Origin of the sequence: Nocardia sp. NPDC023733 (assembly GCF_040639775.1) — a bacterium.
Lineage (GTDB): Bacteria > Actinomycetota > Actinomycetes > Mycobacteriales > Mycobacteriaceae > Nocardia > Nocardia rosealba.
The window spans coordinates 211,873-237,777 of the sequence record NZ_JBFAAN010000001.1 but is presented as its reverse complement, the minus strand read 5'-3'; the positions used below and the strand labels follow the sequence as shown (position 1 = coordinate 237,777).

Genomic DNA, 25,905 nt, shown 5'->3' with positions numbered 1-25,905 from the left:
CGCCGAGATCACGACCTGCGGAAACACAAAACCTGTGGACAACTCGTCCCCTGGGGACAACTCCCCCTTATTCGGGCAAACGGAGGTCGGGCTTCTCCAGCTCTTCGATGTTGACGTCCTTGAACGTGATCACTCGAACGTGCTTGACGAAGCGGGCGGGACGGTACATGTCCCACACCCAGGCATCGCTCATCCGCACTTCGAAGTAGACCTCGCCGTCGGCGTTCTGCGGGCGTAGTTCGACGGAATTGGCCAGGTAGAAGCGCCGTTCTGTCTCCACCACGTACGAGAACTGGCCGACGATGTCCTTGTACTCGCGGTACAACGACAGTTCCATCTCGGTTTCGTACTTCTCGAGGTCCTCAGCACTCATCGGGTGGGACATCCTCCTGCTAGCAGCGCCGCGTTCATTGATCACATCATCGCGCATGAGCCGCGCGGGTAGCCACCCGGCTACCGTCCGGCACCTCGAGTTCGCGCACATTCCGCCAAGATCGGCGGTGTTCGGTGCTCGGACCGAGCTCGCGCAGGGCCGCGGTGTGCTCGGGGGTGTTGTAGCCCTTGTGCGCGGCGAAACCGTAGCCGGGCAGCTCGGCGTCGAGCTCGACCATCATGCGGTCCCTGGTGACCTTGGCAAGGATGCTGGCCGCCGCGATGCACGCCGCGGACGCGTCGCCACCGATCACGGGCAGCGAGGGCGCGGGCAGACCGGGGACCTTGAATCCGTCGGTCAGGATGTAGCCCGGGGTGCGGCCGAGATGGGCGACCGCACGACGCATCCCCTCGATATTGGCGACGTGGATGCCGATGGCGTCGATCTCCCAGGCGGGGACCACCACGACACTCCAGGCCAGCGCCAGACGCTTGACCACCGGGAACAGTTCCTCACGGGCCGCCTCGGTGAGTTTCTTGGAGTCGTCGAGCCCGGCCAGCTTGTCGTAGGCCTTGGGCGCGAGCAGGCACGCGGCGACCACCAGCGGTCCCGCGCAGGGCCCGCGCCCGGCCTCGTCGACACCGGCCACCGGGCCGAGGCCACCGCGGATGAGCGCCGCCTCGAGCGTGCGTAGGCCACCCGCCCGGCGCATCACCACCCGCGGCGGCCAGCTGGTCCGATCCTGCCCCACAGTTCGATTGTCCCCGTGTCTAGTTGTCCTGCGGATTCTGCGAGCTCACCGGGCCCATCCGGCCGGGCGGCCAGATCTTGAACACGGTCTTGCCACGCACGTTGTCGACCGGGACGGTGCCCTGCAGATCGTCGCTCACATGAGCGCGCGAATCGGCCGACTCGTTGCGGTTGTCACCCATCACCCACAGATGCCCCTCGGGCACCTTCACCGGCCCGAACATCCGCCCGGCCGGGTACACGGCGTTGGGGCGGTCAGTGAACCAGGGGTAGTCCTTCTTGATGTAGGGCTCGTCGAGCGGCTTCCCGTCGACCATCACCCGGCCCTGCGGGTCGCAGCACTGCACGGTCTGCCCGCCGACGGCGATCACACGCTTGACGAGATCGTTCTCGTCGGGCGGAACCAGGCCGAAGTAGGACAGAAAATTCTGCACACCGCGGATGGCCGCGTTGTCGGAGCGGATGGACTTGTAGTGCCCGTTCCACGATTCGGGGCCGACGAACACCACCACATCGCCCGGACCCGGCTCGGAACCGTAGTAGCTGATCTTCTGCACGTAGATGCGGTCGCCGATCTGGAGCGTGTCCTCCATCGACTGCGACGGGATCACGTAGGGCCGCCCGACGAAAGTGACCATCAGGGCGGCGATCACCGCCGCGATCACGACCAGTATCGGCAGTTCCTGCCAGAACGGCCGTTGCTTCTTGTCGTCGGCCTTTTTCCTGCGCCGCTTGCCCTCGTCGCCCGAATCGGACACCGACACCGACCCACTTTCGTCTGCCACGCCGAACAGAGTAGCCCGGCGCCCCGACGTGAGTCGGGGCGCCGGGCTACTGTCAAAGATTCTGTGCCGGAAAGAGCTACCGGAAGATCAGCGCTTTTCCTTGATCTTGGCGGCCTTGCCGCGCAGGTCGCGCAGGTAGTACAGCTTGGCGCGACGCACGTCACCACGGGTCACGACATCGATGTGGTCGATGTTGGGGCTGTGCACGGGGAAGGTGCGCTCGACACCCACACCGAAGGACACCTTGCGGACCGTGAAGGTCTCGCCGATGCCGCCGCCCTGACGCCGGATCACGACGCCCTTGAAGACCTGGATGCGCTCCTTCGAGCCTTCGATGACCTTCACGTGCACGTTCAGGGTGTCACCGGGACGGAAGTCGGGGACATCGCTACGCAGCGACTTCTCGTCGACGAAATCAAGGGTGTTCATTTTCCACCTTTTCGGATTCTTCGCGCGAACAGAGGAACCTGGCGGCTCGCGCTCGACCGGTTCGTGCTCAGTACAGGGGTGCTCCCGGACATGACTCGCCCAAGGCAACCGGTTCATTGTGCCAGACAGGGTGGTCACGACTGAAATCGGGCGGCGCCGGTCACTCGTCGGCGGGCTTGCCGGAACCGGCTTCTGCCCGTCGGCGCGGCAGCAGATGCGGGTGTGGTGGTGGCGCGGGCGGGGCCGCGACGACCTTGCGCCGCAACTCGACCTCGGCGGCGGTGCGTGCGTGTTCGACGTCGGGCTTCCCGGCGATCAGATCCTGGATGAAGATCTTGGCCCGGATCACGGGACGACGGTAGCGACGCTCCCGGGCGATCGCGCGCGACATCGTCTTGGGTCGGTGCCCGTAGCGCCACCGCGCCCACGGCGCTCCCGGGCGGCTCAGCCGGATCGCACCGACCAGCAGCAGCGGGGTGAAGAACATGCCGAACAACCCGGTCCAGATCTTGCCCTTGGCGATCACCATGGCGGCAAGGACGAGATTGATCGCCACGGTGACGACGATCCCGACGCGCACCCCGACACCTGCCGACTCCCGGAAATCGTCGTAGTCGAGGAAGGTCGCCGGCTGCACCCCGAGCAGCAGCAGCCCCGTCACGGCCAGCGCGACGAACACCGCGTCCACCGAGGTGCGGCCCTGCTCCTCCCAGTACACATCGCGCAGGTAGAAGATCAGCGCGAACTCGTCGAGCACCAGCGCCGCGCCGATGCCGAAGAAGGCGGCGAGCACGCTCGAGGTGACCTGGGTGGAGTCCTCGGCCGTGGCGATCAGGCCGATGCCCGACAGCAGCACCGTGATGACGCCGAACACCATGTGGTGGATGTGGGTGTCACCGGCCTTGAGGTTGCCCGGCCACCACTTCACCTGCGCGCGGATCAAGCGCACGCTGACCCGGATCACTACGAAACCGAGGATGAACCCCAGCAGGAAACAGAGCAGGGGCAGGCGGCCGTGCGCGATCACATCGTCTTCGAGCCACCGTCGCATGCCGCCCGCCCTGTCGTCGACCTACTTGCCGAAACCGGCCCTGCGCAGCGCCTCGGCCATCGAACCGGTCGGTTCGGCAGCCGGCTTGCGCTGATTGCCGCCGCGCGGTTGCGCCTGACCACGGCCCTGCGCGCGGCCGCCGCCCTGACCACGACCGCCCTGGGGACGACCCTGGCCGCGCGGCGCACCGCCCCCACGATTGTCCCCCGTGGCGGGCTTGCCCGGCTCGTCATCCAGCCGAAGGGTGAGCCCGATCCGCTGGCGGGCGACGTCGACCTCGAGCACCTTCACCTTCACCACGTCACCGGACTTGACCACTTCGCGCGGGTCCTTGACGAAGGTGTGCGACAGCGCCGAGACGTGTACGAGGCCGTCCTGGTGCACACCGACATCGACGAACGCGCCGAACGCGGCCACGTTGGTGACGACGCCCTCGAGCACCATGCCCGGCTTCAGGTCGGCGACCTTCTCGATCCCGGCGGCGAATTCGGCGGTCTTGAACTCCGGGCGCGGGTCGCGGCCCGGCTTCTCGAGCTCGGCGATGATGTCGCTGACGGTGGGCACACCGAACTTCTCGTCGGTGAACTCGACCGGCTTCAGCGAACGCAGCACCGAGGTGTTGCCGATGACCTCGGCGATCGGCTTACCGGTTCGCTCGAGAATCCGGCGGACTACCGGGTATGCCTCGGGGTGCACCGCGGAGGTGTCGAGCGGGTCCTCACCCCCGCGGATCCGCAGGAAGCCCGCGCACTGCTCGAAAGCCTTGGGCCCCAGTCGCGGCACCTCGAGCAGCGCGGTGCGGCTGCGGAACGGGCCGTTCTGATCACGGTGGGCCACAATGCTTTCCGCGACCGAGGAGGACACGCCGGAGACGCGGGCCAGCAGCGGCACCGAGGCGGTGTTCACGTCGACACCGACCGCGTTCACCGCGTCCTCGACGACGGCGCCCAGCGAGCGCGCCAGCAGTGTTTCGGACACGTCGTGCTGGTACTGACCGACACCGATCGACTTGGGATCGATCTTCACCAGCTCGGCGAGCGGGTCCTGCAGGCGGCGCGCGATCGACACCGCACCGCGCAGCGACACGTCCATGTCGGGCAGTTCCGCCGAGGCATAGGCCGACGCGGAGTACACCGACGCGCCCGCTTCCGAGACCACGATCTTGGTCGGCTTGTTCTCGGGGATGCGCGAAATCAGTTCGGTGGCAAGGGCATCGGTTTCACGGGAGGCGGTGCCGTTGCCGATCGCGATGAGCTCGACGTTGAATCGGGCGACCAGCGCGGCGAGCACGGCGAGGGACTTCTCGGTCTGGCCCTGCGGCTTGTGCGGGTAGATGACCTCGGTCGCGACGGCCTTACCAGTCGCGTCGACGACGGCGACTTTCACACCGGTGCGGTAGCCGGGGTCCAGGCCCATCGTGGTGCGGGTGCCCGCGGGCGCGGCGAGCAGCAGGTCGCGCAGGTTGGCGGCGAAGACGTCGACGGCGTCCTTCTCGGCGGCCTGACGCAACCGCATCCTGGTATCGATACCGAGACTCACCTGCAGTTTGGTTCGCCATGCCCAGCGCACGGTGTCGAGCAGCCAGGAGTCGGCCGGGCGACCCTGGTCGGCAATACCGAAGGCCTTGGCGATGCGGCCCTCGTAGATGGTGCGCGTCCCGGGTTCGGGTTCTTCGGTGTCGGGTTCGAGGTGCAGGGTGAGCACCTCTTCCTTCTCCCCGCGCAGCAACGCGAGGATCCGGTGCGAGGGCAGCTTGTGGAACGGTTCGCTGAACTCGAAATAGTCGGCGAACTTGGCGCCCGCCTCTTCCTTGCCCGCCCGCACCGTCGAGGTGACCTGGCCCCGGTTCCACATCATTTCGCGCAGCTCACCGACCAGGTCGGCGTCTTCGGCGAAGCGTTCCACCAGGATCGCGCGGGCGCCGTCGAGTTGCTCGGCGGTGTAGTTCGCGGGGTCGTTGGTCGGGTCGGTGATGAGCGCGTCGGCCACGGGTTCGTGGCCGGCCTCGCGCGCGATCTGGGCCTTGGTGCGGCGCTTGGGCTTGTAGGGCAGGTAGATGTCTTCGAGGCGGGCCTTGGTCTCGGCGAGCATGATCTGCTCGTGCAGGGCCGGATCGAGTTTGCCCTGGCCGCGGATGGATTCGATGATGGCGCCGCGTCGCTCGTCGAGCTCGCGCAGGTAGCCGAGCCGTTCTTCGAGCTGACGCAACTGGGCATCGTCGAGGCCGCCGGTGACCTCCTTGCGGTAGCGCGCGATGAACGGGACCGTCGAACCACCGTCGAGCAGTTCGACGGCGGCGCGGACCTGCGTCTCGCGCACCCCCAATTCGTCGGCGATCCGCCTGCCCACGCTGGCCAGGATGGTCGTGCTGTCGGTCGGAGTGCCGTTCGACGTCGAACGGGCGATCTCGGGCGCTGTCGTCACAGCCGCAGAGACTACAGCTCCCCGCCGACACCCGGCTCGATCCCAGGTCAGCGCACCGTCGTGAGCTCGGGTTCGGTGATCGGGCGATCCAGGAGTGTGTCGGTGCGCTCGCGCAGGAATTTGTCGAACATGGCGGCCACGTAGGAACGCACCAGCGTCGCCATCCGTTCGGTATCGATGGTGCCGATGTACTGCGCGGCAGCGGGCTTGGCAGGGGCGGGGACGAACGCGGGCATGTCGGTGAAGTCGTAGTGCGCCGAATCCGCAATCGCCAGATGGCGTTTCCAGCCGGTGGCCTTACCCCAGAACGCGTCGAACGACGGGTTCCCGTCACCGACCTGCTCGATCTGGGCGCTGGTCAGCACGAGTGTCGGCCTGTCGACGCCCTCGGTGACGGCGCGACCGAATGCTTCGTCGACACCGATCTGGCCGTCCATGTCGACCGCCGCGTCGATGCGGCGGTCGGTGTGCATGGCTTCGACCGCGGTGTAGCCACCCGAGGAATGGCCGACGGCACCGACCCGCTCCATATCGAGTACCAGCCCCAGATCGGTGGGTAGCGCGTCCTGCTCGGAATCCGGATTCTCACCACTCGACAGCCGGGTCAGCGAGTCGAGGACGAACCGGAAGTCGAGCAGCCTTGCCGCAATGTACTTTTCGCGGATAGTCGTATCGAAACCGTTCGGTGCGGGTGTGGGTAAGACAATGCGCCCGCCGGGGAACTCGACGGCCGGTCCCGTCTCATAGGTGTGGTCGACGGTCACAACCACGTAGCCACGCGAGGCAAGGTCTTCGGCCAAGCCGGTGCCGAGGACACGCGAAACACCGGCGCCGGGCGTGTACAGCACCACCGGGTAGGTCGTTCCGGCGCGGGCGGGCGCGTCACGATGGGCATGGGTCAGTACGCCGGGAAGTTCGATACCCAGCGTCTTCTCGAGCCCGGGGATCAACTCGGTCGACGCGTAATGTGCCCGCGGGTAACGGTCGACGTCGGTGGCCGGGTAGAAGACCGAAACCATCAGTTCCCGTGTCCGGCCTGCTTCGAACGGGTCCGGTCTGGCGGCGTCGACCAGATGCAGCGTCGTCGTTCCCACCGGCATTTCACCGCCGGGGCGCGGCAGCACCGTGACTCCCGGCCCTGCTTCGACCGTGGCTCCGCTCGCCGCCACCAGTGCGCACATCACTGTCATGAGCATCGATACGCGACGGATCACCCTGCCCCCCAGCACATTCGATTGCGAGCATCGAGCGCCCGCCCGCCGCGAGCACGGTAGCAAACGGCGGCCGTGCCCGCGACGGATCTCAGCGGAGGAGGTCGAGGGCCAGCTCCCGCATCTCGGCCTTGCGGATCTTGCCGGTGACCGTCATCGGGAACTCGTCGACCACGTGCACATAGCGCGGGATCTTGTAGTGGGCGAGGCGACCAGTGCAGAAGTCGCGGATCGCGGCCGCGTCGAGCGGGGCGGCGCCCTCGCGCACACGGAGCCAGACCATCAGCTCCTCACCGTATTTCTCGTCGGGGACGCCGATCACCTGGGCATCGACGATATCGGGGTGGGTGTAGAGAAATTCCTCGATCTCGCGGGGGTAGATGTTCTCGCCGCCGCGGATCACCATGTCCTTGATCCGGCCGGTGACCGAGAGATAGCCGTCGTCGTCCATCACGCCGATGTCGCCGGTGTGCATCCAGCGGGCGGCGTCGATCGCCTCGGCGGTCTTGTCGGGCTGGCCCCAGTAGCCCAGCATCACCGAGTACCCGCGGGTGCACAGCTCACCGGGTTCGCCGCGCGACACCGTGCGACCGGTGTCGGGGTCGACCACCTTCACCTCGAGGTGCGGTCCGACGCGGCCGACGGTGGCGGTGCGGCGTTCGATGCTGTCGTCGCGCCGGGTCTGGGTGGACACCGGGCTGGTCTCGGTCATGCCGTAACAGATCGATACCTCGGCCATCCCCATTCGGTCGATCACCCGCTTCATCACCTCCACCGGACACGGTGAACCGGCCATGATGCCGGTGCGCAGGCTCGAAAGATCGTGGGACGCACCGTTGTCGAGCTCGGCGAGCATGGCGATGAACATGGTCGGCACACCGTAGAGCGAAGTGCATCGTTCGGCGGCCACAGCGGCCAGCGTGGCGGCCGGGTCGAAGGACGGCGCCGGAATCACCACCGCCGCACCGTGTGAGGTGGCCGCGAGGTTGCCCATGACCATGCCGAAGCAGTGATAGTAGGGAACCGGCACGCAGATCCGGTCGGCGCTGGTGTAGCCGCACAGTTCGCCGACGAAGAAGCCGTTGTTGAGGATATTGTGGTGGCTCAGGGTCGCGCCCTTGGGGAATCCCGTTGTACCCGAGGTGTATTGGATGTTGATCGGGTCGTCGGCCGACAGGGTCGCCGCGATGGCGGCCAAGCGCTGCGAGTCAGGTGCCGTCTCGGCCACTTCCTGCCACTGGGGTGTACCGAGGATCAGTACCTGCTCCAGCGCAGGGCAATTCGGACGCACCTGCTCGATCATCGCCACGTAGTTCGAGGACTTGAACTCCGCGGCCGCGATCAGTGCCCGCACCCCGGCCTGCCCGAGGACGTACTCGAGTTCGCTGCTGCGGTAGGCGGGATTGATGTTCACCAGGATCGCGCCGAGCTTGGCCGTCGCGTACTGCACGAGGTACCACTCGGCGCAGTTCGGTGCCCAGATGCCCACCCGGTCGCCGCGCCCGATGCCGCGGGCCGCGAGTCCGGTCGCGACGGCGTCGACGGCTGCCCCCACTTCGCGGTAGGTCCAGCGCCGGCCCGTCGTCCGGTCGACGAGGGCTTCCTGATCGGGAACGGCCGCGATGGTCCGGTCGAGATTCGCGCCGATGGTGTCGCCGAGCAGCGGAGTACTCGCGGGACCGCTGGCGTAGCTGAGTTCGGACATCACCGGATCTCCTTGCCGCGCAGCAGGAACCGCTGCACTTTCCCGCTGGGCGTTTTGGGCAGGCTCGCGACGAAATGTACGCGTCGCGGGTAGGCGTGGGCCGCGAATTCGTCCTTCACCAGCTGTTGCAGCTCGGCCACCAGCTCGTCGTCGCCGTCGACACCCTCGCGCGGCACAACGAATGCCTCGAGCACCTCGCCCCGCAGTTCGTCGGGCATGCCGACGACGGCGGCTTCGGCGACCTGAGCGTGCATCACCAGCACGCTTTCCACCTCGAACGGCCCGATCCGGTACCCGGCCATGATGATCACATCGTCGTCGCGGGCACTGAAACGGAAGAATCCGTCGGCATCGCGGGCACCGACGTCGCCGGTCAGATACCAGCGGCCGTCGGCGGTGAACCGCGCCGAAGTGCGTTCGGGGTCGTCGAGGTAGCCGAGGAACCACAGCAGCGGGCTGTGGTCGGTGTCGATGGCGACCCGGCCGACCTCGCCGGGCGCTGCCTCGGTGTCTGCGTCCTCGGCGAGCACCGTGCATGCCCAGCCCGGCAACTGTCTGCCCATCGAACCGGCGGGCGCCTCGACATCCAGATCGGGGTGCCAGGCGTGGCAGATGACCATGCCGTGCTCGGTCTGGCCGTAGTGGTCACGCACCGCGACACCGAGTGCGTCACGGGACCAGGAAACGACCTCGGGCGTGAGCGGCTCCCCCGCCGATGAGGCCCGGCGCAACGCCACCCCGTCGGGCACCTGCGCATCGGCGCGCAACGCCCGGTACACGGTCGGTGCGGCGGCGAAATTGGTGACACCGAAGCGGCGCAACACCTCCCAGGTCAGGGGCGCGGAGAAACCGGCATGCAGCAGCAGGCTGCGCACACCGGTGGCCAGCGGTGCCAGGATCGCGTAGTAGAGGCCGTAGGCCCAGCCGGGGTCGGCCGCGTTCCAGTAGACGTCGTCGCCGCGCACGTCCAGGGCGAATTCCTGGTAGGCGTGGAAGGAGGCCAGCGCGCGTACCGGGATCGGTACGCCCTTGGGGGTTCCGGTGGTGCCGCTGGTGAACAGCTGGACCAGCAGGCCGTCACCGCCGACCGCGACCGGGACCGCCCGCGGGTCGTCGGCCCGGTGCGTGTCGAGCAGGTCATGGAAAGACAAGGTGCCGGGCAGGGCTTCGCCGGCGACGATCGTGATAGGCGGGCTCGTCGGCCCGGCAGCCGATCCCGACGAGTCGGGTGCGGCGAGCGACGGCTCGGCACCCGCACCGATCCGCCCACTCGGTGTGGCCGGGCCGTCGCCGGCCGGAAATCCTTCGCCTGCGAGCAGTTTCGGTGCCTGGTCGACATCGGCGACGACAACCCTTGTGTTGCTCGCCGCGAGCCGGAACTCGATGGCAGCGGGCGCGAAGGCGGTGAACAGCGGCACATGCACCGCGCCACGACGCCAGATTCCCAGCAGCGCCACCACCAGGTCGGCGGACTTGGCCATCAGGGTGGCCACCCGGTCGCCCGGGCCGACACCGAGCCCGGCCAGCGCGGCCGCGAACCGCGACGAACGCTCGCGCAACTCCCCGTAGGTCAGGTCGCGGGCGGTCAGGTCGGACTCGACGACCGTGAACGCGATCGCGTCGGCCGGATGCCCGTCACAGAGCAACTCGGCCGCGCACGCCTCGGGGCCGTCGTAGCGGGCGAGCAGGTCGCGTACCCGCGCGTCCAGGTCGGTACTCATCGCAGTTCTCCTCAACACCGTGCCGGTCTCGCATAGAATGTGGCACACCTCACGTTCGCCACTACCCCCGAAAAGGGGTGATCCATGAGCTCCCTGTTGCGTCCCCGCGACGGCGACGCCTTGCGTGCCGAGATCCGCTGGGTGGCGCGCCGGGCGAACGTGCCCGTGGTGTTCGGCGGCCCGGTCGACGAGGACACCTTGCTGCTCACCGAGTTCGTCGGCACCGTCACCACCGGTCTGCGCGGGCTGTCGGTGCTGCGTACCTCCGGCCTCGGTGGGCAGGCGATGCAATACCGCAGACCGGCGGCCGTGGCCGACTACCGCCGCGCACCAACCATCACCCACGACTACGACGCGGCCGTCTCGGGCGAGGGGCTGCGCTCGGTGATCGCCGTGCCGGTTGTGGTCGGGGACCGGCCGCGCGCGGTGCTGTACGCGGCCACCCGTGGCGCGAGCCCCCTCGGCGACCGCGCCGCCGACGTGATCATGGCGGCGGGCAGGCGGCTGGCGAACGAGATCGCCGTGCGCGACGAGGTGGATCGGCGGGTGCGGTTGCTCGAGCTCGCGGAACCGGTCGCCGCGACACCGGCCACCGAGGAGCTGCGCGAGATCCACGCCGAACTGCGTGCGATGTCGGCCGCCGTCGACGATGCCGCGCTGCGTGACCGGCTGGCGGGTGTATCGGCACGACTGGCCGCCGTGATGACCGGGGCACCCGTCGACGAAGCGCCCCGCCTGTCGCGGCGGGAGATCGACGTGCTCGCCCAGGTGGCCCTCGGTTGCACGAATCAGGAAGTGGCGCTTCGGCTCTCACTCGGGGCGGAGACGGTGAAGAGCTATCTGCGGCACGCGATGAGCAAGCTCGACGCAAGCACCCGTCAGGAAGCTGTGGTGACGGCGCGGCGGTACGGGCTGCTCCCCTGAGTCACGCACCTGTTTCCGGACGGAACCAGCAATCCTCGTTCTGGACGATCACACAACGAACAACCCCGAGTAATACCCAAATGTCTTTAGCGCAAAACAATCTCGGCGCGGAATCCGACCGGTACCGTCGATCCGATGACGGAGCCTTTTCAGCTGGCCGGCCTCTCCCTCGACTGCGCCGACCCCGAGTCTCTCGCCCGTTTCTACCTGGGGCTGCTCGGCGGCCGCGTCCTGTGGAACGACGAGCACAGCGTCGGTATCCGCATACCGTCGGGACTGACGATCGCGGCACAGTACGTGGAGGGCTACTACCCGCCGCAATGGCCCGGCACGCCCGCGGTGTACCTGGACCTCGCGGCCGATGCCGACCTGGCTCTGTGCGAACAGCACGCGCTGGCGGTGGGCGCCACACCCGCACCGGTACAACAGGATCCGCGCTGGCGGGTACTGCTCGACCCGGCCGGGCATCCGTTCTGCATCACCACGCGGGTGATGGCGAACTAATCGGGCAGCAGGTCGGGCCTGCGCTCGCGGGTCCGCTGCAGCGACTGCTCGCGACGCCAGGCGGCGATCTTCGCGTGATCGCCCGACAGCAGGATCGGCGGCACCTCGAGACCACGCCAGGACACCGGGCGGGTGTAGCTCGGGCCTTCGAGGAGGCCGTCGGAGAACGAATCCTCTTGGTGTGACTGCTGATTGCCGAGTACACCGGGGATCAGCCGGACCACGGCCTCGGTCATCACCAGTACCGCCGCCTCGCCGCCGATGAGCACGTAGTCACCGATGCTCACCTCTTCGACGCGCACGCGGCGGGCGGCGTCGTCGAAGACGCGCTGGTCGATGCCCTCGTAGCGGCCGCAGGCGAACACCAGGTGCTTTTCGGTGGACCAGCGTTGGGCGGTGGCCTGGGTGAAGGGCACCCCGGCCGGAGTGGGAACGACGAGCAGTGCGTCGTCGGGACATACCTCGTCGAGCGCGTCGCCCCAGACGGTGGGCTTCATGACCATGCCGGGGCCGCCGCCGTAGGGCGAATCGTCGACCGACTTGTGCACATCGTGGGTCCAGTGACGCAGGTCGTGCACACCGATCGAGATCAGGCCCTTGTCGACGGCCTTGCCGAGCAGCGCTGTGCGCAGCGGCTCGAGATATTCCGGGAAGATCGTGACGACATCGAGTTGCACGAATTACTCCGGATCGAGCAGGCCCTCGGGCGGGGTGATGACCACCAGACCGTCGGCGACCGACACGGTCGGCACAATGGCGGTGACAAAGGGAATCAGAACTTCGCGGCCGTCGTCTTCGGCGCGCACCGACAGCAATTCGCCTGCGGCGGAATGCAATACCTCGGTGACCTTGCCGACGACGGTGCCGTCTTCGAGTTCGACGCGCAGACCTTCGAGCTCGTGGTCGTAGAAGGCGTCGTCATCGTCGGACGGGGGCAGGGTTTCGCTGTCTACGACGAACAGCAGCCCGCGCAGCGCGTCGGCGGCGGTGCGGTCGTCGACGCCGTCGACGAACACCAGAAGTCGGCCCGAGTGCTCTCGGGCCGACTTCACGGTGAACTCACGGGTCGCCGAGGACTTCGGCATGCGGCCGTGCAGGGTGGCACCGGGAGCGAACCGGGCATCCGGCTCATCGGTGCGCACCTCGACGACGAGTTCGCCGCGCACACCGTGCGACTTGGCGACCCGACCTACGACGAGTTCCATCTAGGCGTCGGTGTCGACCACGTCGACCCGGATACCCCGGCCACCGATACCGGCGACCAGGGTGCGCAGCGCGGTCGCGGTACGACCACCGCGACCGATCACCTTGCCCAGGTCTTCAGGATGGACATGCACCTCGACGGTGCGTCCGCGACGGCCGGTGAGCAGCTCGACGCGGACGTCGTCCGGGTTGGCGACGATGCCACGAACCAGATGTTCGACGGCGTCGGCAACAACGGCAGTCATTACTCGGCAGCCTCGGTGGCCGGGGTCTCCTCGGCGGCAGCCTCTTCCTTCTTGGCGGCCTTCTTCTTCGGGGTGACGGCCTCGGCGACGGGCTCGTTGTCGGCGGCGGCCAGCGCGGCGTTGAACAGGTCCAGCTTGGACGGCTTGGCGGCCTTCACCTTGAGGGTGCCCTCGGTGCCCGGCAGGCCCTTGAACTTCTGCCAGTCGCCGGTGATCTCCAGCAGACGCTGCACGGACTCGGTCGGCTGCGCGCCGACGGACAGCCAGTACTGCACGCGCTCGGAATCGATCTCGATCAGCGAGGGCTCTTCCTTCGGGTGGTACTTGCCGACCGACTCGATGGCACGGCCGTCACGACGGGTGCGGGCGTCGGCGACGACGACGCGGTACTGGGGGTTGCGGATCTTGCCCAGACGGGTGAGCTTGATGCGAACAGCCATGCTGATCTGCCTCTTTCAGTAGTTTGGTCACCACGCGATTCGGCGACCCACATGGTCTGCGGGTCCGGTTTCGCGCATGAAGTGCGTGACCGCCGCGCGGTACGTAACCGGAGACGGGCTGACACTGTCCAGGGAGGACGGTGGTCCATTGTGCCAGACAGGTCGAGCCCACCTGAAATCGCCCGGTGCGATCGCGAAGCCCGTTGCCGGGGCCGCATGAGGGCACGGCGCGATCAGCGGTGGCCGGTGACCGGGTTGGGGGTTTTGACGATCATGCCGCGGAGGACGACCCAGAGGGGGTCGGTGAGGGCGGCGGGGGTGGTGCGGGGGTCGTCGGCGTAGACGACGAAGTCGGCGGGGGCGCCTTCGGTGATGGATTCGCGGCCGAGCCAGGTGCGGGCGTTCCAGGAGGCGGCGCCGAGGGCGTCGTGGGGGGACAGGCCCGCGCCGGTGAGGGCGGCGATCTCGTCGGCGACGCGGCCGTGGCGGATGGAGCCGCCCGCGTCGGTGCCCGCGTAGATCGGGACGCCCGCCTCGTGGGCTTTGCCGACGGTGTCGCGGACGCGGCGGTGCAGGTCGCGCATGTGGGCGGCGTAGACGGGGAACTTGGTCGCCGAGTCGGCGATGCCCGGGAAGGTGTCGATATTGATGAGGGTGGGGACCAGTGCGGTGCCGTTGGCCAGCATCAGTTCGATGGTGTCGTCGGTGAGGCCGGTGCCGTGCTCGAGGCAGTCGATGCCCGCGTTGATGAGACCGGGCAGCGCATCCTCGCCGAAGACGTGGGCGGTGACGCGGGCGCCGTTGGCGTGCGCGGCGTCGATCGCTTGTTTCAGGATGCCGTCGCTCCACAGCGGGCGCAGGTCCCCCACCGACCGGTCGATCCAGTCGCCGACGATCTTCACCCATCCGTCGCCGAAGCGCGCCTGTTCGGCGACGATCTCGGGCAGGTCGCGTTCGTCGTCGAGCTCGATGCCGAGTTCACGGATGTAGCGCTTGGGCCGCGCGATGTGGCGCCCCGCGCGGATGATGCGCGGCAGTTCGGCGTGCTCGTCGATGAACCGGGTGTCGATCGGCGAGCCGGCGTCACGCAGCAGCAGGGCGCCCGCGTCGCGCTCCGTCTCGGCCTGCTCGATCGCACCCTCGTGCGTCTCGTCACCGCCGCCGTACCGAATACCGACGTGACAGTGAGCGTCTACCAGACCCGGCACGATCCACCCTGTGCGACAGAGGGTTTCGGCCCCCACCACCGGCTCGAATGTCACCGCACCGTCGACCACCCAGAGGTCGAGCTCCTGATCACCGGGAAGAACCACACCACGCAGATGCACACCAACCTCCAGACGTCAGCCTGCCCCCAACCTACCGCCAACACCCCACCCCGAACCCGCCGAAACCACATTCCCGGCCCCCACATTCCCAGTCCGCTACACGACTCCATACGAGCCGTTCACCCGCCACAATCCCGAGCCACACTGCACCACGCGAGTCGGCCACCCACCACAATCCCGCCCACCACACGAGCCCCTACCTACCGCACCCCCAGCCCAAACTGCACCGCCAGAGTCCGCCACCTACCGCGCTCCCCTGCCCACGTGGCACCGCCCGAGTCGGCCGCCTACCGCACTCCCAGCCCACGTGGCACCGGCCCGAGTCGGCCGCCTACCGCAGAGCGCTGCGGCGAGATTGTCGACGAGGGCGTGGATCTCGTTGCGGTCTCTCCCAGCCCACGTGGCACCACTCGAGTCCGCCATGACAGCATTCCCAGCCACACGGCACCACTTAAGTCCGCCATGACCGCACTCCCAACCCCGCACGACCCGACCTCGAGGAGGGTCCGCCGCGAAGCGGCGCAGCGGCCCGGCCGCGCGAACAGCGCTCGAAGCGCATGCGCCGCAGGCGCGAGTCTCGAGCGCTGTTCGCGCGGCCCCTCAGGGGCCGCGCTCGAGCGCGCCAGCGCTCCAAAAATACAGCCCAATACCTTTGTGGTGCACAAAACCCCGAGGGTCTTCGCCCCCACAATCCTCAGCACTCCAGATAACTCAGCCCTCGAGGTAGACCGTCACACCCTCGATACGCGAAGAGCCCGACGCGAAGTCCACGAACACCACCCCACCCGACTCCCCCATCCGCACACTGACACTCACCGTCCGACCAGCCGCGATCATCTTGTCCCACTGCATTGACCGCACCATCTCACCGAATTCCCCAGAACTCAACGTGTTCCCCGACGCCACCCGCACACTCGCCCGCCCGAGCAACTCCTGAACCCGCCCCGAGTCCCCGCCGGCCGCCGCGACGAACAGCCCTCGCACGATCCGCTTCCCGCGCCCGCCCACCCCACGCAACGCTCGCATCATCCCCATCGCCCCACCCACACCGAGCTCCCCGACCAGCTGCGGCCCGAGTTTCGCCCCCGCGAGCACACCGGCCGGCCCGGTCCGCAACAACCTTCCGACCATCACCCCCAACTCCCAGTGCGCGGCAAGCCGGATGATCCGCCACCCACCATCCGTCGCCACCAGGTCGTAGCGCAGATGCATCGGCACGACAACGGTCGCCCCCGTCGACATGGTCGTCTCGATGTGTAGGTCACGTACCACCGTGTGCCCGGCGACGATGTCGCGCTCGACCCGAAAGGCGATGGTGTTGGGCGCGATGAAGACGTTGTAGAAGCGCGAGATCGCCTCGGGCCCGATGTGCGCATGCGAGCCGTAGGGATCGTGCACCGCCGCCTGCTCGGCGAACAGCCCGACCCAGGCGGTCTTGTCATGGGCCGCCACGGCGCGCGGGGATGCCAGCACCGCCGCCAGCAGGTCTTCAGCGGTCCGGTCGAGCGGCATCTGCGTCCTCCATTGTCGCGTTTCCCCTGCCCGATCCATGATAGAACGTGTTCTAGTTTTGCGTCGGCGATCGTGCCGGACGCCTGGACAGAGGATCTCGATGGACTGGTACACCGGGAACACGACCTACGACACGGTGCTGACCATCGCGTTCGGCTTCGCCGCGTTCGTCATCGTCGGCGGGCTGTTCGCGCAGAGCCCGTACGGCCGCTTCGCCTCCAACGCGGTGGGCTTCAACCTGAACCCGAAGCTGGGCTGGTGGCTGATGGAGTTGCCCGCGACCGTGGTATTCGCGGTGTTCTACCTGAGCGGACCCGACCGCTTCGAACCCGTCCCGCTGGTGCTGGCCGCCATCTGGGTACTGCACTACGGCAATCGCGGCTGGTTCTTCCCGCTGTCGATCCGGCAGGTGCCGGGCAAGAAGAGCACCTTCAATGTGTCGGTGGTCGGAGCGGGCGTTTTCGTGACGGCGCTGCACGGTTATCTCAACGGCGCGTTCTTCAGCAACGACTACAAAAATCAGTACGGCACCGCCTGGCTCACCGACCCGCGTTTCCTGATCGGGCTGGTCGTGTACCTGGGCGGCTTCGCACTGCTGGTGCGCTCGGAGTCGATCGTGCGGAATCTGCGGGACAAGAACGACCCGGGCGCCGCCGAGTACCGCGTCCCGCACGGCGGCGGTTTCCGCTTCGTCAGCAGCCCGGCCTACCTCGGTGAACTGATCGCGTGGGCCGGGTTCGCACTGCTCACCTGGTCGCTGGCGGGCGTGGCGATCTTCCTGATCACCGCGGGCAACCTGGTGCCACGCGCCTTCGCCACGCACCGCTGGTACCGCGAGAAATTCGCCGACTACCCAGCGAACCGAAAAGCCCTGATCCCCAAGCTGCTCTGACCAAACCGGCCCCGCCCTCCCCGACCCCGAGGAGGGGACGCCGCGAAGCGGCGGTCGGCGGCCGTCCCGACGAACAGGCGCCGTGGCGTAGGCGACGAAGGAGCAAGCCACGGTGCCTGATCGTCGGGACCTCAAGGGCCGCCGACTTGAGCGCGCCAGCGCTCCAAAAACACAGCTCAGTTCTTCGGGAACTTCAGCTGCGAGAGATCGATGCCCTCGAGACCGGGCGGCAGCTGGTCGAGACCGGGCGGCAGCTGCGAAAGATCCATCCCCGGCGGCATACCGGCGGGCATACCGGGGAACCCACCGCGCATCTTCGGCGGCGTGGGACCGCGCCCGCCCTTCTTGCCCTTCTTGCCCTTCTTGTTGTTGCCGCGGCGCGCACCGGGCAGACCCATCTGACGGCCCATCATGGCCATCATCTTCTTGGCCTCGAAGAACCGGTCGACGAGCTGGTTGACCTCGGAGACCTGCACGCCGGAGCCGTTGGCGATGCGCAGGCGGCGGGAGGCGTTGATGATCTTCGGGTTGTCGCGCTCGGCGGGGGTCATACCGCGGATGATGGCCTGCACGCGGTCGAGCTGCTTGTCGTCGACGGCCGCGAGCGCGTCCTTCATCTGACCCGCACCGGGCAGCATGCCGAGCAGGTTGCCGATCGGGCCCATCTTGCGGATGGCCAGCATCTGGTCGAGGAAGTCCTCGAGGGTGAGCTCACCGCTGCCGATCTTGCGGGCGGTCTCCTCGGCCTGCTTGGCGTCGTAGACCTGTTCGGCCTGCTCGATGAGGGTGAGCACGTCGCCCATGCCGAGGATGCGCGAGGCCATCCGGTCGGGGTGGAAGACGTCGAAGTCCTCGAGCTTCTCACCGGTGGAGGCGAACATGATGGGCGCGCCGGTGACGTTACGCACCGACAGCGCGGCACCACCGCGCGCGTCACCGTCGAGCTTGGTGAGCACGACACCGGTGAAGCCGACACCGTCGCGGAAGGCCTCCGCGGTGCTCACCGCGTCCTGACCGATCATCGCGTCGAGCACGAAGAGGGTCTCGTCGGGGTTCACGGCGTCGCGGATGCCCGCGGCCTGGCGCATGAGTTCTTCGTCGATGCCGAGGCGACCGGCGGTGTCGACGATGACCACGTCGTACTGCTTGGCCTTTGCCTCTTCGATACCGCCCGCGGCGACCGCGACCGGGTCGGCGGCGGTGATACCGAGCGGGTTCTCGCCACCGCCGATGGAGGTGCCGCCGTGCGGGGCGAACACGGGCACGCCCGCACGCTCACCGACGACCTGCAGCTGGGTGACAGCGCCGGGACGCTGGAGGTCACAGGCCACGAGCAGTGGCTGGTGACCCTGACCCTTGAGCCATTTGGCGAGCTTGCCCGCGAGGGTGGTCTTACCGGCACCCTGCAGACCGGCCAGCATGATGACCGTCGGCGGGTTCTTGGCCAGGTTGAGGCGCCGGGTCTCACCACCGAGGATGGCGACGAGTTCCTCGTTGACGATCTTGACGACCTGCTGGGCCGGGTTGAGCGCCGCGGAGACCTCCGCGCCCTTGGCGCGTTCCTTCACATTGGCGATGAACCCGCGCACCACGGGCAGCGCCACGTCGGCTTCGAGGAGGGCGAGGCGGATCTCGCGCGCGGTGGCGTCGATGTCGGCCGGTGACAGCCGCCCCTTACCGCGCAGATCCTGCAGTGCACCGGTAAGCCGGTCGGACAGGGATTCGAACACCGATCGCGCTCCTGATCTGAAAGGGACCTCTATTGCCCTCCCAGGGTAATGGGTGTTATTCCCCGGAGCGCACGTGCGGTGGCACGGTGCGGCGCAATTCGTGGTTCTCGATGTTGACCAGGTACACCGCCTCGCGCCCGGTGAGGCCGAGCTCACGCGAGAGCGCCTCGATCCGGTTCCACTCGGATTCGGCGGAATCGGTGTGATGGGCGGTGGTCGAGGCGATGGTCATCGCGGCCAGGGCCTGAGCACCGGTGAGGGTGCGGCCCGGCAACCACGAAACCACCCACAGGTCACCGCCGACGCAGCGCGCGATGTGCGCGGTCGCGTCGCTGGTCATCATCGATGCGGAGACGACTTCGATAGCCACGGATCAGCTCCCCTCGAACGAGTGACAGCCGGACCTTTCGAATGCTATAGGTCGTGTTTCGACTTATCGGGCAGCGAGTAACCAATACGTAGCAACCCGATAGCAATCGGTGAGTAAACCGTGTCCTAACGTTTCAGGCGTCCGAACCGATGTCGGCGGGCTGCTGCGGCGGTGCCGGGCGGGGAACCACGTCCAGAACGGCCTTTTCGATCCGTTCGCGCAGGGCAGGGCTGTCGGCGTCACCGAGTTCGAGGCAGAACGCGTCGACCACGGCCGTGCCCATCGTGACCACCTTGGCCCAGCGCACATTCGCGCCCGCCGCGGCGAACGCGCCCGCGAGCCTGCTGAGCAGCCCGACCCGGTCCTCGGCGCGCAATTCCAGGATCACCTGTCCCGGTGCGGGTGCGGACTGCCAGATCAGGCGCGGCTGGGCCCGCGCGTAGCGGCCGACGGTCTCGGTCTCGCGTTTGACCAGCGCCGCTTGTAGATCCAGCGCACCGCTGATGGCGCGGATCAGTTCCTGGCGGAGCAGACCCGCGTCGGGTGGGTCGCCGAACTTCGGGGTGACGACGAAGGTGTTGATCGCCGATTCGCCGACCCCACCGAGCGAGGCCGACAGCACCCGCAGTGAATGCAGCGCCAGCACGCCGGCCGCGTCGGCGAGCAGACCCGGCTCGTCGGGCGCGATGACGGTGACCACGTGGGTGTGTTTGCCTTCCCCCGCGCTCAGCGTCACGTGCACACCGCCGGCCTCCGCCTTGGCGACCAGCTCGGGGTCGATCGGCTCCGGTTGCGGCAGCGGCTCTCCCGCCATCACCAGCCGGCACCGGCGAACCAGTTCGCCGATCAGCGAGGCCTTCCAATCACCCCACACACCGGGACCCGTCGCCATCGAGTCGGCTTCGGCGAGGGCGTGCAGCAATTCGAGCAGACCCACGTCGCCGCCGAGCGCGTCGACGACGTGGCCGACGGTGGCCGGGTCGTCGAGGTCGCGCCGCGTCGCGGTGTCGGGCAGCAGCAGGTGGTGGCGCACGATAGCGCTGAGAGTTCGCACGTCCGAGGGCCACAGGCCGAGCCTGCGCCCGATGTGGGTGGCCAGTTCGGCGCCGACCACGCTGTGGTCACCGGTGCGTCCCTTGCCGATGTCGTGCAGCAGGGCGCCGAGGATCAGCAGGTCGGGACGGGCCACGCGGGTGCTGAGGCCGGTGGCGTAGGCGACGGTCTCCATGAGGTGGCGGTCGACGGTCCAGGTGTGCAGCGCGTCGCGCGGGGGCAGGTCGCGGACCGCACCCCATTCGGGAAAGAGCCTGCCCCACAAGCCTGTTCGGTCCAGGGCCTCCACCGCATCGATCGCGCCGCGGCCCGCGCCGAGCAGCACGAGCAGGTCGTCGAGTGCGTCCTTGGGCCAGGGTTCGCGCAGTTCGGGGGCGTCTTCGGAGAGCCGGTTGAGGGTGGTCGCCGACATCGGCAGCCCGGTCTGGGCCGAGGCGGCGGCGACACGCAGGATCAGGCCGGGGTCGCGTTGCGGGCGGGCGTCGCGGGCGAGCACCACCTCACCGGCGTGCTCGACCACGTCCTCGTCGAGCGGGCGGCGCACCGGGAGGCGGCGCAGCCGGGCGAGTCCACGCCGGGGCAGCGCGTTCGCGGCGGTGCGCAGACCCACGTCGGTCGAATAGCTCACCGTGCGTGCCGAATCGGTGAGGGTGCGGGCCAGGTCGAAACGGTCGCCGATGCGCAGCGCGGCGCCGATCTCGTCGGCGTCCTGTGCGCGTAACTGGTCGCGGGCGCGACCGGCCACGCGGTGCAGTTCGGTGCGCACGTCGAGCAGACGGCGGTGCGCCTGTTTCAGACCACCGCCGGGTACCTCGGGCCCCAAACCTGGTACGGCATCGGTCAATTGGGCGATGGCGAGGGCATCGAGCAGCTGGATGTCGCGCAGCCCGCCGCGACCGTTCTTCAGATCGGGTTCGGCGCGGTGAGCGATCTCGCCGCTGCGCTGCCAGCGGGTGTTGGCCTGGGCGATGAGGTCGTCGAAGCGGGAACGGATGCCGGTGCGCCATTCCCGGCGCACCCCACCGATCAGCAGGTTGCTCAGATCCTCGTCACCGACGATGTGGCGGGCCTCGAGCATGCCGAGCGCGGCGATGGTGTCGTCGGCGGCCACGCGAAGCGCCTGCGGCACCGTGCGCACGCTGTGGTCGAGTTTGATGTGGGCGTCCCAGAGGGGATACCAGAGCTTGTCGGCCACCTCGGCCACCACCGCTTGGTCGACCCCGTCGTGCAGCAGTACGAGATCGAGATCGGAGTAGGGCAGCATCTCGCGCCTGCCGAGCCCGCCGACGGCCACCAGGGCCAGCCCGCTGTCGGGGGTGATGCCGAGTTCGTTGCCCTTGCTGGTGAGCCACAGGTCGAACAGGTCGACCAGCGCGGCCCGCAGAGCTTGTGGGTCGAGCCGCGGATTGCGGGTGCCCGCTCCCTCGAGCAGCGCCGCTCTGGCCTTCACCAGGTCGGTTGCCGCGTTGTTCTGTGTTCCACCGTTGCGCTGTTCCACTGCCCCACCACCCATTCATGCGGGCGGCCCCGCCCCGACCGAATCCGGTAGGAGCGGGGCCGCTCGATCGTTCGCCGTGCGACTGCGGCGAATTACAGTGCGTCGGTACCGCGTTCGCCGGTGCGGACCCGGATGATCGTGTCCACCGGGGTCACCCACACCTTGCCGTCACCGATCTTGCCGGTGCGCGAGGCCTCGACGATCACCTCGACGACCTTCTCCACCGAGGCATCGTCGACGACGACCTCCACGCGCACCTTCGGCACGAAGTCGACGGAGTACTCCGCACCGCGGTAGACCTCGGTGTGGCCCTTCTGCCTGCCGTAACCCTGGACCTCGCTGACGGTCATGCCGAGCACGCCTGCCTGTTCCAGCCCGGTCTTGACGTCTTCGAGCGTGAACGGTTTGACGATTGCCGTAACCAGTTTCATGTTCGTCATGCCTCCTTGACGAGCGAGCGTGCCGTGCCACCCACAGCAGCGAAATCGTAAGCGGTTTCCGCGTGCTCGGACTCGTCGAGGCCCGCGGCCTCGGACTCTTCACTGGCGCGCAGGCCGATCGTGAACTTGATCGCGTACGCGATGACGGCCGTGGCGACCAGCGAGTAGGCCAGAACCACGAAGGCACCGACAGCCTGCAGCTTCAACTGCTCGACCCCACCACCGTAGAACAAGCCGGCGACGCCCGCCGGGGCTTCGCTGGTAGCGACGAGACCGACCATCAGGGTGCCGACCAGACCACCGACCAGGTGGACGCCGACCACGTCGAGCGAGTCGTCGAAGCCGAAGCGGAACTTCAGGCCGACGGCGAGGGCGCACAGCGCACCGGAGACGACACCGATGGCCAGGGCACCGATCACGTTCACCGAGGAACACGCCGGGGTGATGGCGACCAGACCCGCGACAATGCCCGAGGCGGCGCCGAGGGAGGTGGGGTGACCGTCGCGGATCTTCTCCACGAGCAGCCACGCCATCATCGCGGCGGCGGTGGCGATCGTCGTGGTGAGGAAGGTGGCGCCGGCGATGCCGTTGGCGCCGAGGGCCGAACCGGCGTTGAAGCCGTACCAGCCGAACCACAGCAGACCGGCGCCGAGCATCACGAACGGCAGGTTGTGCGGACGGAACGGGGTCTTGGGCCAGCCCTTGCGCTTGCCCAGGATCAGGCACAGCACCAGACCGGCGGCGCCCGCGTTGATGTGGACCGCGGTGCCACCGGCGAAGTCGATGGCCTTGAGGTTGTTGGCGATCCAGCCACCCGCCTCAGCGGTGTAGCCGTCGAAGGCGAACACCCAGTGCGCGACGGGGAAGTAGACGACGGTGGCCCAGATTCCGGCAAATACGAGCCACGAACCGAACTTCAGGCGGTCGGCGACCGCACCCGAGATGAGGGCGACCGTGATGATCGCGAACATGAGCTGGAAGGCCACGAAGACCGTGAGCGGGATACCCGAGGTGATCGGGGCCGTCGGGTCCTCCGGGGTCGCGGTGAACAGCGGGATGCCCGGGGAATCGGCGGCGGTGCCACCGAAGATGCTCTTCAGACCGAAGTACTGGAGCGGGTCACCGACCAGGTTGCCCTTGTCCTCGCCGAACGCCATGGAGAACCCGTATAGACACCACAGGACGGTGACCAGTCCCATGGCCGAGACGCTCATCATGATCATGTTCAGCACGTTCTTGCCACGGACCATGCCGCCGTAGAAGAACGCCAAACCCGGCGTCATCAACAGCACGAGCGCTGCCGACGCCAGCATCCAAGCGGTATCACCGGTATCCGGTGTACCGATCAATGGAAATGCCACCTTGTCTTCCTCCTCATCTCGGGCCTCGCCGATGACGGCAAAAAGGACCTGTACAGAAGGGTCGCGACTTGGTGTTTCATCCGTTGAGCTGTGGTGTTTCACCTGCGTGAACGGATCGGCCACTTGTGTTGCCACCAGGTTTCGCGAGTTTCGCCACAGCTTGGCAGCTCACCGTGAGCTCGGGTCGCAGGTGCGGTTTGCCGCCCGTTCGCGCGGCGGGTCGCCGGTGCGCACCTGCCCTGGACACAGCACTGCCCGCCCGGTTCGCGGTGACCGGGCGGGCAGTGTCGTAGTGCTAGGAAGTGCCGCCGAGCAGAGCGTCGACGAAGGCGCTCGGTTCGAACGGGGCCAGATGGTCGGCGCCCTCGCCCAGGCCGACGAGCTTCACCGGCACACCGAGCTCGTGCTGGACCTGGAACACGATGCCGCCCTTGGCGGTGCCGTCGAGTTTGGTGAGCACCACACCGGTGATGTCGACGACGTCGGCGAACACGCGCGCCTGCATCAGGCCGTTCTGGCCGACGGTGGCGTCGAGGACCAGCAGCACCTCGTCGACCTCGGCCTTCTTCTCCACGACGCGCTTGACCTTGCCCAGCTCGTCCATCAGGCCGGTCTTGGTGTGCAGGCGACCCGCGGTGTCGATGAGGACCGCGTCGACACCGCGATCGATTCCCGCGGTCACCGCGTCGAAGGCCACGGCGGCGGGGTCGGCGGCTTCCTTGCCGCGCACGGTCTCGGCGCCGACCCGTTCGCCCCAGGTCTGCAGCTGGTCGGCGGCGGCGGCGCGGAAGGTGTCGGCCGCGCCGAGCAGGACCCGGCGGCCGTCGGCGACGAGCACGCGGGCGAGCTTGCCGGTGGTGGTGGTCTTGCCGGTGCCGTTCACGCCGACGACCAGCAGGATGGCCGGTTTGTCGCCGTGCGGCAACGCGTGGATGGATCGATCGAGTTCGGGGCGCAGCGCCTCGATGAGCACGTCGCGCAGGGCGGCGCGGGCCTGTTCGGGCGTGCGCACGCTGCGCGCGGCCATCTCCTCGCGCAGGCGGGTGACAATGGCGGCGGTGCTCGCGGTGCCGATGTCGGCGAGGACGAGGGTGTCCTCGATCTCCTCCCAGGAGTCCTCGTCGAGGTCGCCGCCGCCGAGCAGGCCGAGCAGGCTCTTGCCGACGGCGTTCTGCGAGCGGGCGAGACGACCGCGCAGGCGGACGAGGCGACCGGTTGTCGGGTCGATCTCCTCGATCTCGGTGGTGACCTCGGGCTGGGCGGGTGCCGTGCTCGGCGCTTCGGGTGCCGGAGCAGGAGCGACAGGTGGCGCGGTGTCGGCCGGGGTGGCCTCCGGCGCGGGCGCGGTCTTCGGCGTCTCGGTCGGCGCGACCTCGGTCGGCGCATCGGCCGTCGGCGCGGTGTCGGTAGGCGCGGTCTCGGCGGGCGGGGCCGTCGTGGGTGTGGTGTCCGGCGCGGGTTCGGTGGGCGCTACCGGAGTCGTGAGCGAGGAGGCGTCGTCCGGGACGACCACCGGCTCCTCGACCGACACGTCACCCTCGGGCAGCGGCACATCGGTGATATTGCGGCGCGGGGCGTCGCGGGGGACGGCGGCGTCGTCACCGACGTGCGGTTGCCCCTCGGTGTCGGTGCGCTCGACGCGCGGCAGGGGTTCCGGACGCGGCGCGGTAGCCGTCGACCCGCCCTGGGTGAAACTGAATCCGCCGGAGGCCGTGTAACCACCGGAGCGGTCCGTCAACTCCTTGTCCGGCTCGGGCGGCGCCAGCGAAATCTGGCGTCGCTTGTACAGGACGAAACCCGCGACGAGCGCCACCAGCAGCACGGCGGCGATCGCGGCGATCAGGATCCACGCTTGCGAACTCACTCGGCCGAGTCTATTCGGCTGCCTCGTCGCGGCACGTCGGCGGCGTCGTCCCGGCGGGTCGGGCGCGGGTTTCGGAGGTGTTCGCCGATCGG

The 25,905-nt window shown here is 68.2% G+C and carries 24 protein-coding genes; 3 read left to right on the top strand and 21 right to left on the bottom strand.

Annotated features, from left to right (window positions below; genetic code table 11):
- Nucleotides 1–67: 67 nt before the first annotated feature.
- The 9 genes from AB0F86_RS01030 to AB0F86_RS00990 form a co-directional block, all read right to left on the bottom strand.
- Nucleotides 68–373 carry a DUF2469 domain-containing protein gene (locus AB0F86_RS01030; RefSeq protein ID WP_011210678.1) on the bottom strand — a complete coding sequence of 102 codons (306 nt, stop codon included), beginning with the start codon at nt 371–373 and terminating at the stop codon, nt 68–70.
- A gap of 46 nt (nt 374–419) precedes the next feature.
- A complete protein-coding gene (locus tag AB0F86_RS01025) occupies nt 420–1,124 on the bottom strand; it encodes a ribonuclease HII (protein WP_225280365.1) in 705 nt (234 codons plus the stop codon).
- A 19-nt stretch (nt 1,125–1,143) separates the two neighbouring features.
- Nucleotides 1,144–1,887 (bottom strand): signal peptidase I, encoded by a 744-nt coding sequence (gene lepB, locus AB0F86_RS01020; RefSeq protein WP_067496225.1) that lies wholly within the window; start codon nt 1,885–1,887, stop codon nt 1,144–1,146.
- Nucleotides 1,888–1,995: 108 nt separating this feature from the next.
- A complete protein-coding gene (gene rplS, locus AB0F86_RS01015) occupies nt 1,996–2,337 on the bottom strand; it encodes a 50S ribosomal protein L19 (RefSeq protein WP_019048201.1) in 342 nt (113 codons plus the stop codon).
- Between the two features lie 160 nt (nt 2,338–2,497).
- The gene (locus tag AB0F86_RS01010) at nt 2,498–3,388 is read right to left on the bottom strand and encodes a hypothetical protein (protein WP_181696815.1); all 891 of its coding nucleotides are present in this window, start codon (nt 3,386–3,388) and stop codon (nt 2,498–2,500) included.
- Nucleotides 3,389–3,409: 21 nt separating this feature from the next.
- Nucleotides 3,410–5,812, bottom strand: a complete 2,403-nt coding sequence (locus AB0F86_RS01005; RefSeq protein WP_356983830.1) for a Tex family protein — start codon at nt 5,810–5,812, stop codon at nt 3,410–3,412.
- Nucleotides 5,813–5,859: 47 nt separating this feature from the next.
- Nucleotides 5,860–7,002, bottom strand: coding sequence for a hypothetical protein (locus tag AB0F86_RS01000; RefSeq protein WP_356983828.1), 1,143 nt, complete (start codon nt 7,000–7,002; stop codon nt 5,860–5,862).
- 112 nt (nt 7,003–7,114) lie between these two features.
- Complete coding sequence (locus AB0F86_RS00995; RefSeq protein WP_356983827.1) at nt 7,115–8,728, bottom strand: AMP-binding protein; 1,614 nt, start codon at nt 8,726–8,728, stop codon at nt 7,115–7,117.
- The gene (locus AB0F86_RS00990; RefSeq protein ID WP_356983825.1) at nt 8,728–10,449 is read right to left on the bottom strand and encodes an AMP-binding protein; all 1,722 of its coding nucleotides are present in this window, start codon (nt 10,447–10,449) and stop codon (nt 8,728–8,730) included. Before AB0F86_RS00990 ends, AB0F86_RS00995 begins: the two co-directional genes overlap by 1 nt.
- 84 nt (nt 10,450–10,533) lie before the next feature.
- Here AB0F86_RS00990 and AB0F86_RS00985 point away from each other — a divergent pair, with 84 nt between their 5' ends.
- A complete protein-coding gene (locus AB0F86_RS00985) occupies nt 10,534–11,373 on the top strand; it encodes a LuxR C-terminal-related transcriptional regulator (protein WP_356983823.1) in 840 nt (279 codons plus the stop codon).
- Nucleotides 11,374–11,508: 135 nt separating this feature from the next.
- Nucleotides 11,509–11,877 carry a VOC family protein gene (locus AB0F86_RS00980; RefSeq protein WP_356983821.1) on the top strand — a complete coding sequence of 123 codons (369 nt, stop codon included), beginning with the start codon at nt 11,509–11,511 and terminating at the stop codon, nt 11,875–11,877.
- Here the strand turns inward: AB0F86_RS00980 and trmD are convergent.
- From trmD to AB0F86_RS00950, 6 genes are all read right to left on the bottom strand, one after another.
- Nucleotides 11,874–12,554: a tRNA (guanosine(37)-N1)-methyltransferase TrmD gene (gene trmD / locus AB0F86_RS00975; RefSeq protein WP_225280360.1), complete on the bottom strand. Its 681-nt coding sequence runs from the start codon at nt 12,552–12,554 to the stop codon at nt 11,874–11,876. The genes AB0F86_RS00980 and trmD overlap by 4 nt on opposite strands.
- A 3-nt stretch (nt 12,555–12,557) precedes the next feature.
- Complete coding sequence (gene rimM / locus AB0F86_RS00970; protein ID WP_357171617.1) at nt 12,558–13,082, bottom strand: ribosome maturation factor RimM; 525 nt, start codon at nt 13,080–13,082, stop codon at nt 12,558–12,560.
- The gene (locus tag AB0F86_RS00965; protein WP_056811833.1) at nt 13,083–13,325 is read right to left on the bottom strand and encodes an RNA-binding protein; all 243 of its coding nucleotides are present in this window, start codon (nt 13,323–13,325) and stop codon (nt 13,083–13,085) included.
- Nucleotides 13,325–13,765 (bottom strand): 30S ribosomal protein S16, encoded by a 441-nt coding sequence (gene rpsP, locus AB0F86_RS00960; RefSeq protein ID WP_181696808.1) that lies wholly within the window; start codon nt 13,763–13,765, stop codon nt 13,325–13,327. Before rpsP ends, AB0F86_RS00965 begins: the two co-directional genes overlap by 1 nt.
- A gap of 233 nt (nt 13,766–13,998) precedes the next feature.
- The gene (locus AB0F86_RS00955; RefSeq protein ID WP_356987582.1) at nt 13,999–15,093 is read right to left on the bottom strand and encodes an amidohydrolase family protein; all 1,095 of its coding nucleotides are present in this window, start codon (nt 15,091–15,093) and stop codon (nt 13,999–14,001) included.
- Between the two features lie 711 nt (nt 15,094–15,804).
- Nucleotides 15,805–16,605, bottom strand: coding sequence for a nuclear transport factor 2 family protein (locus tag AB0F86_RS00950; RefSeq protein ID WP_356986252.1), 801 nt, complete (start codon nt 16,603–16,605; stop codon nt 15,805–15,807).
- 100 nt (nt 16,606–16,705) lie between these two features.
- Between AB0F86_RS00950 and AB0F86_RS00945 the strand changes: the two genes are divergently transcribed.
- Nucleotides 16,706–17,497, top strand: coding sequence for a methyltransferase (locus tag AB0F86_RS00945; protein WP_067636757.1), 792 nt, complete (start codon nt 16,706–16,708; stop codon nt 17,495–17,497).
- Between the two features lie 176 nt (nt 17,498–17,673).
- Here the strand turns inward: AB0F86_RS00945 and ffh are convergent, their stop codons facing one another.
- The 6 genes from ffh to ftsY all read right to left on the bottom strand — a co-directional run bounded on the left by ffh (nt 17,674) and on the right by ftsY (nt 25,813).
- On the bottom strand, nt 17,674–19,227 hold the full coding sequence (ffh, locus tag AB0F86_RS00940) for a signal recognition particle protein (RefSeq protein WP_356986254.1): 1,554 nt from the start codon (nt 19,225–19,227) through the stop codon (nt 17,674–17,676).
- Between the two features lie 55 nt (nt 19,228–19,282).
- The gene (locus AB0F86_RS00935) at nt 19,283–19,597 is read right to left on the bottom strand and encodes a hypothetical protein (protein WP_356986256.1); all 315 of its coding nucleotides are present in this window, start codon (nt 19,595–19,597) and stop codon (nt 19,283–19,285) included.
- Between the two features lie 133 nt (nt 19,598–19,730).
- A complete protein-coding gene (locus AB0F86_RS00930; RefSeq protein ID WP_356986258.1) occupies nt 19,731–22,148 on the bottom strand; it encodes a [protein-PII] uridylyltransferase in 2,418 nt (805 codons plus the stop codon).
- 92 nt (nt 22,149–22,240) lie between these two features.
- Nucleotides 22,241–22,579 (bottom strand): P-II family nitrogen regulator, encoded by a 339-nt coding sequence (locus AB0F86_RS00925; protein ID WP_067493492.1) that lies wholly within the window; start codon nt 22,577–22,579, stop codon nt 22,241–22,243.
- 5 nt (nt 22,580–22,584) lie between these two features.
- Complete coding sequence (locus AB0F86_RS00920; protein WP_067493415.1) at nt 22,585–23,949, bottom strand: ammonium transporter; 1,365 nt, start codon at nt 23,947–23,949, stop codon at nt 22,585–22,587.
- A gap of 295 nt (nt 23,950–24,244) precedes the next feature.
- Complete coding sequence (gene ftsY / locus AB0F86_RS00915; protein ID WP_356986260.1) at nt 24,245–25,813, bottom strand: signal recognition particle-docking protein FtsY; 1,569 nt, start codon at nt 25,811–25,813, stop codon at nt 24,245–24,247.
- Nucleotides 25,814–25,905 lie beyond the last annotated feature (92 nt).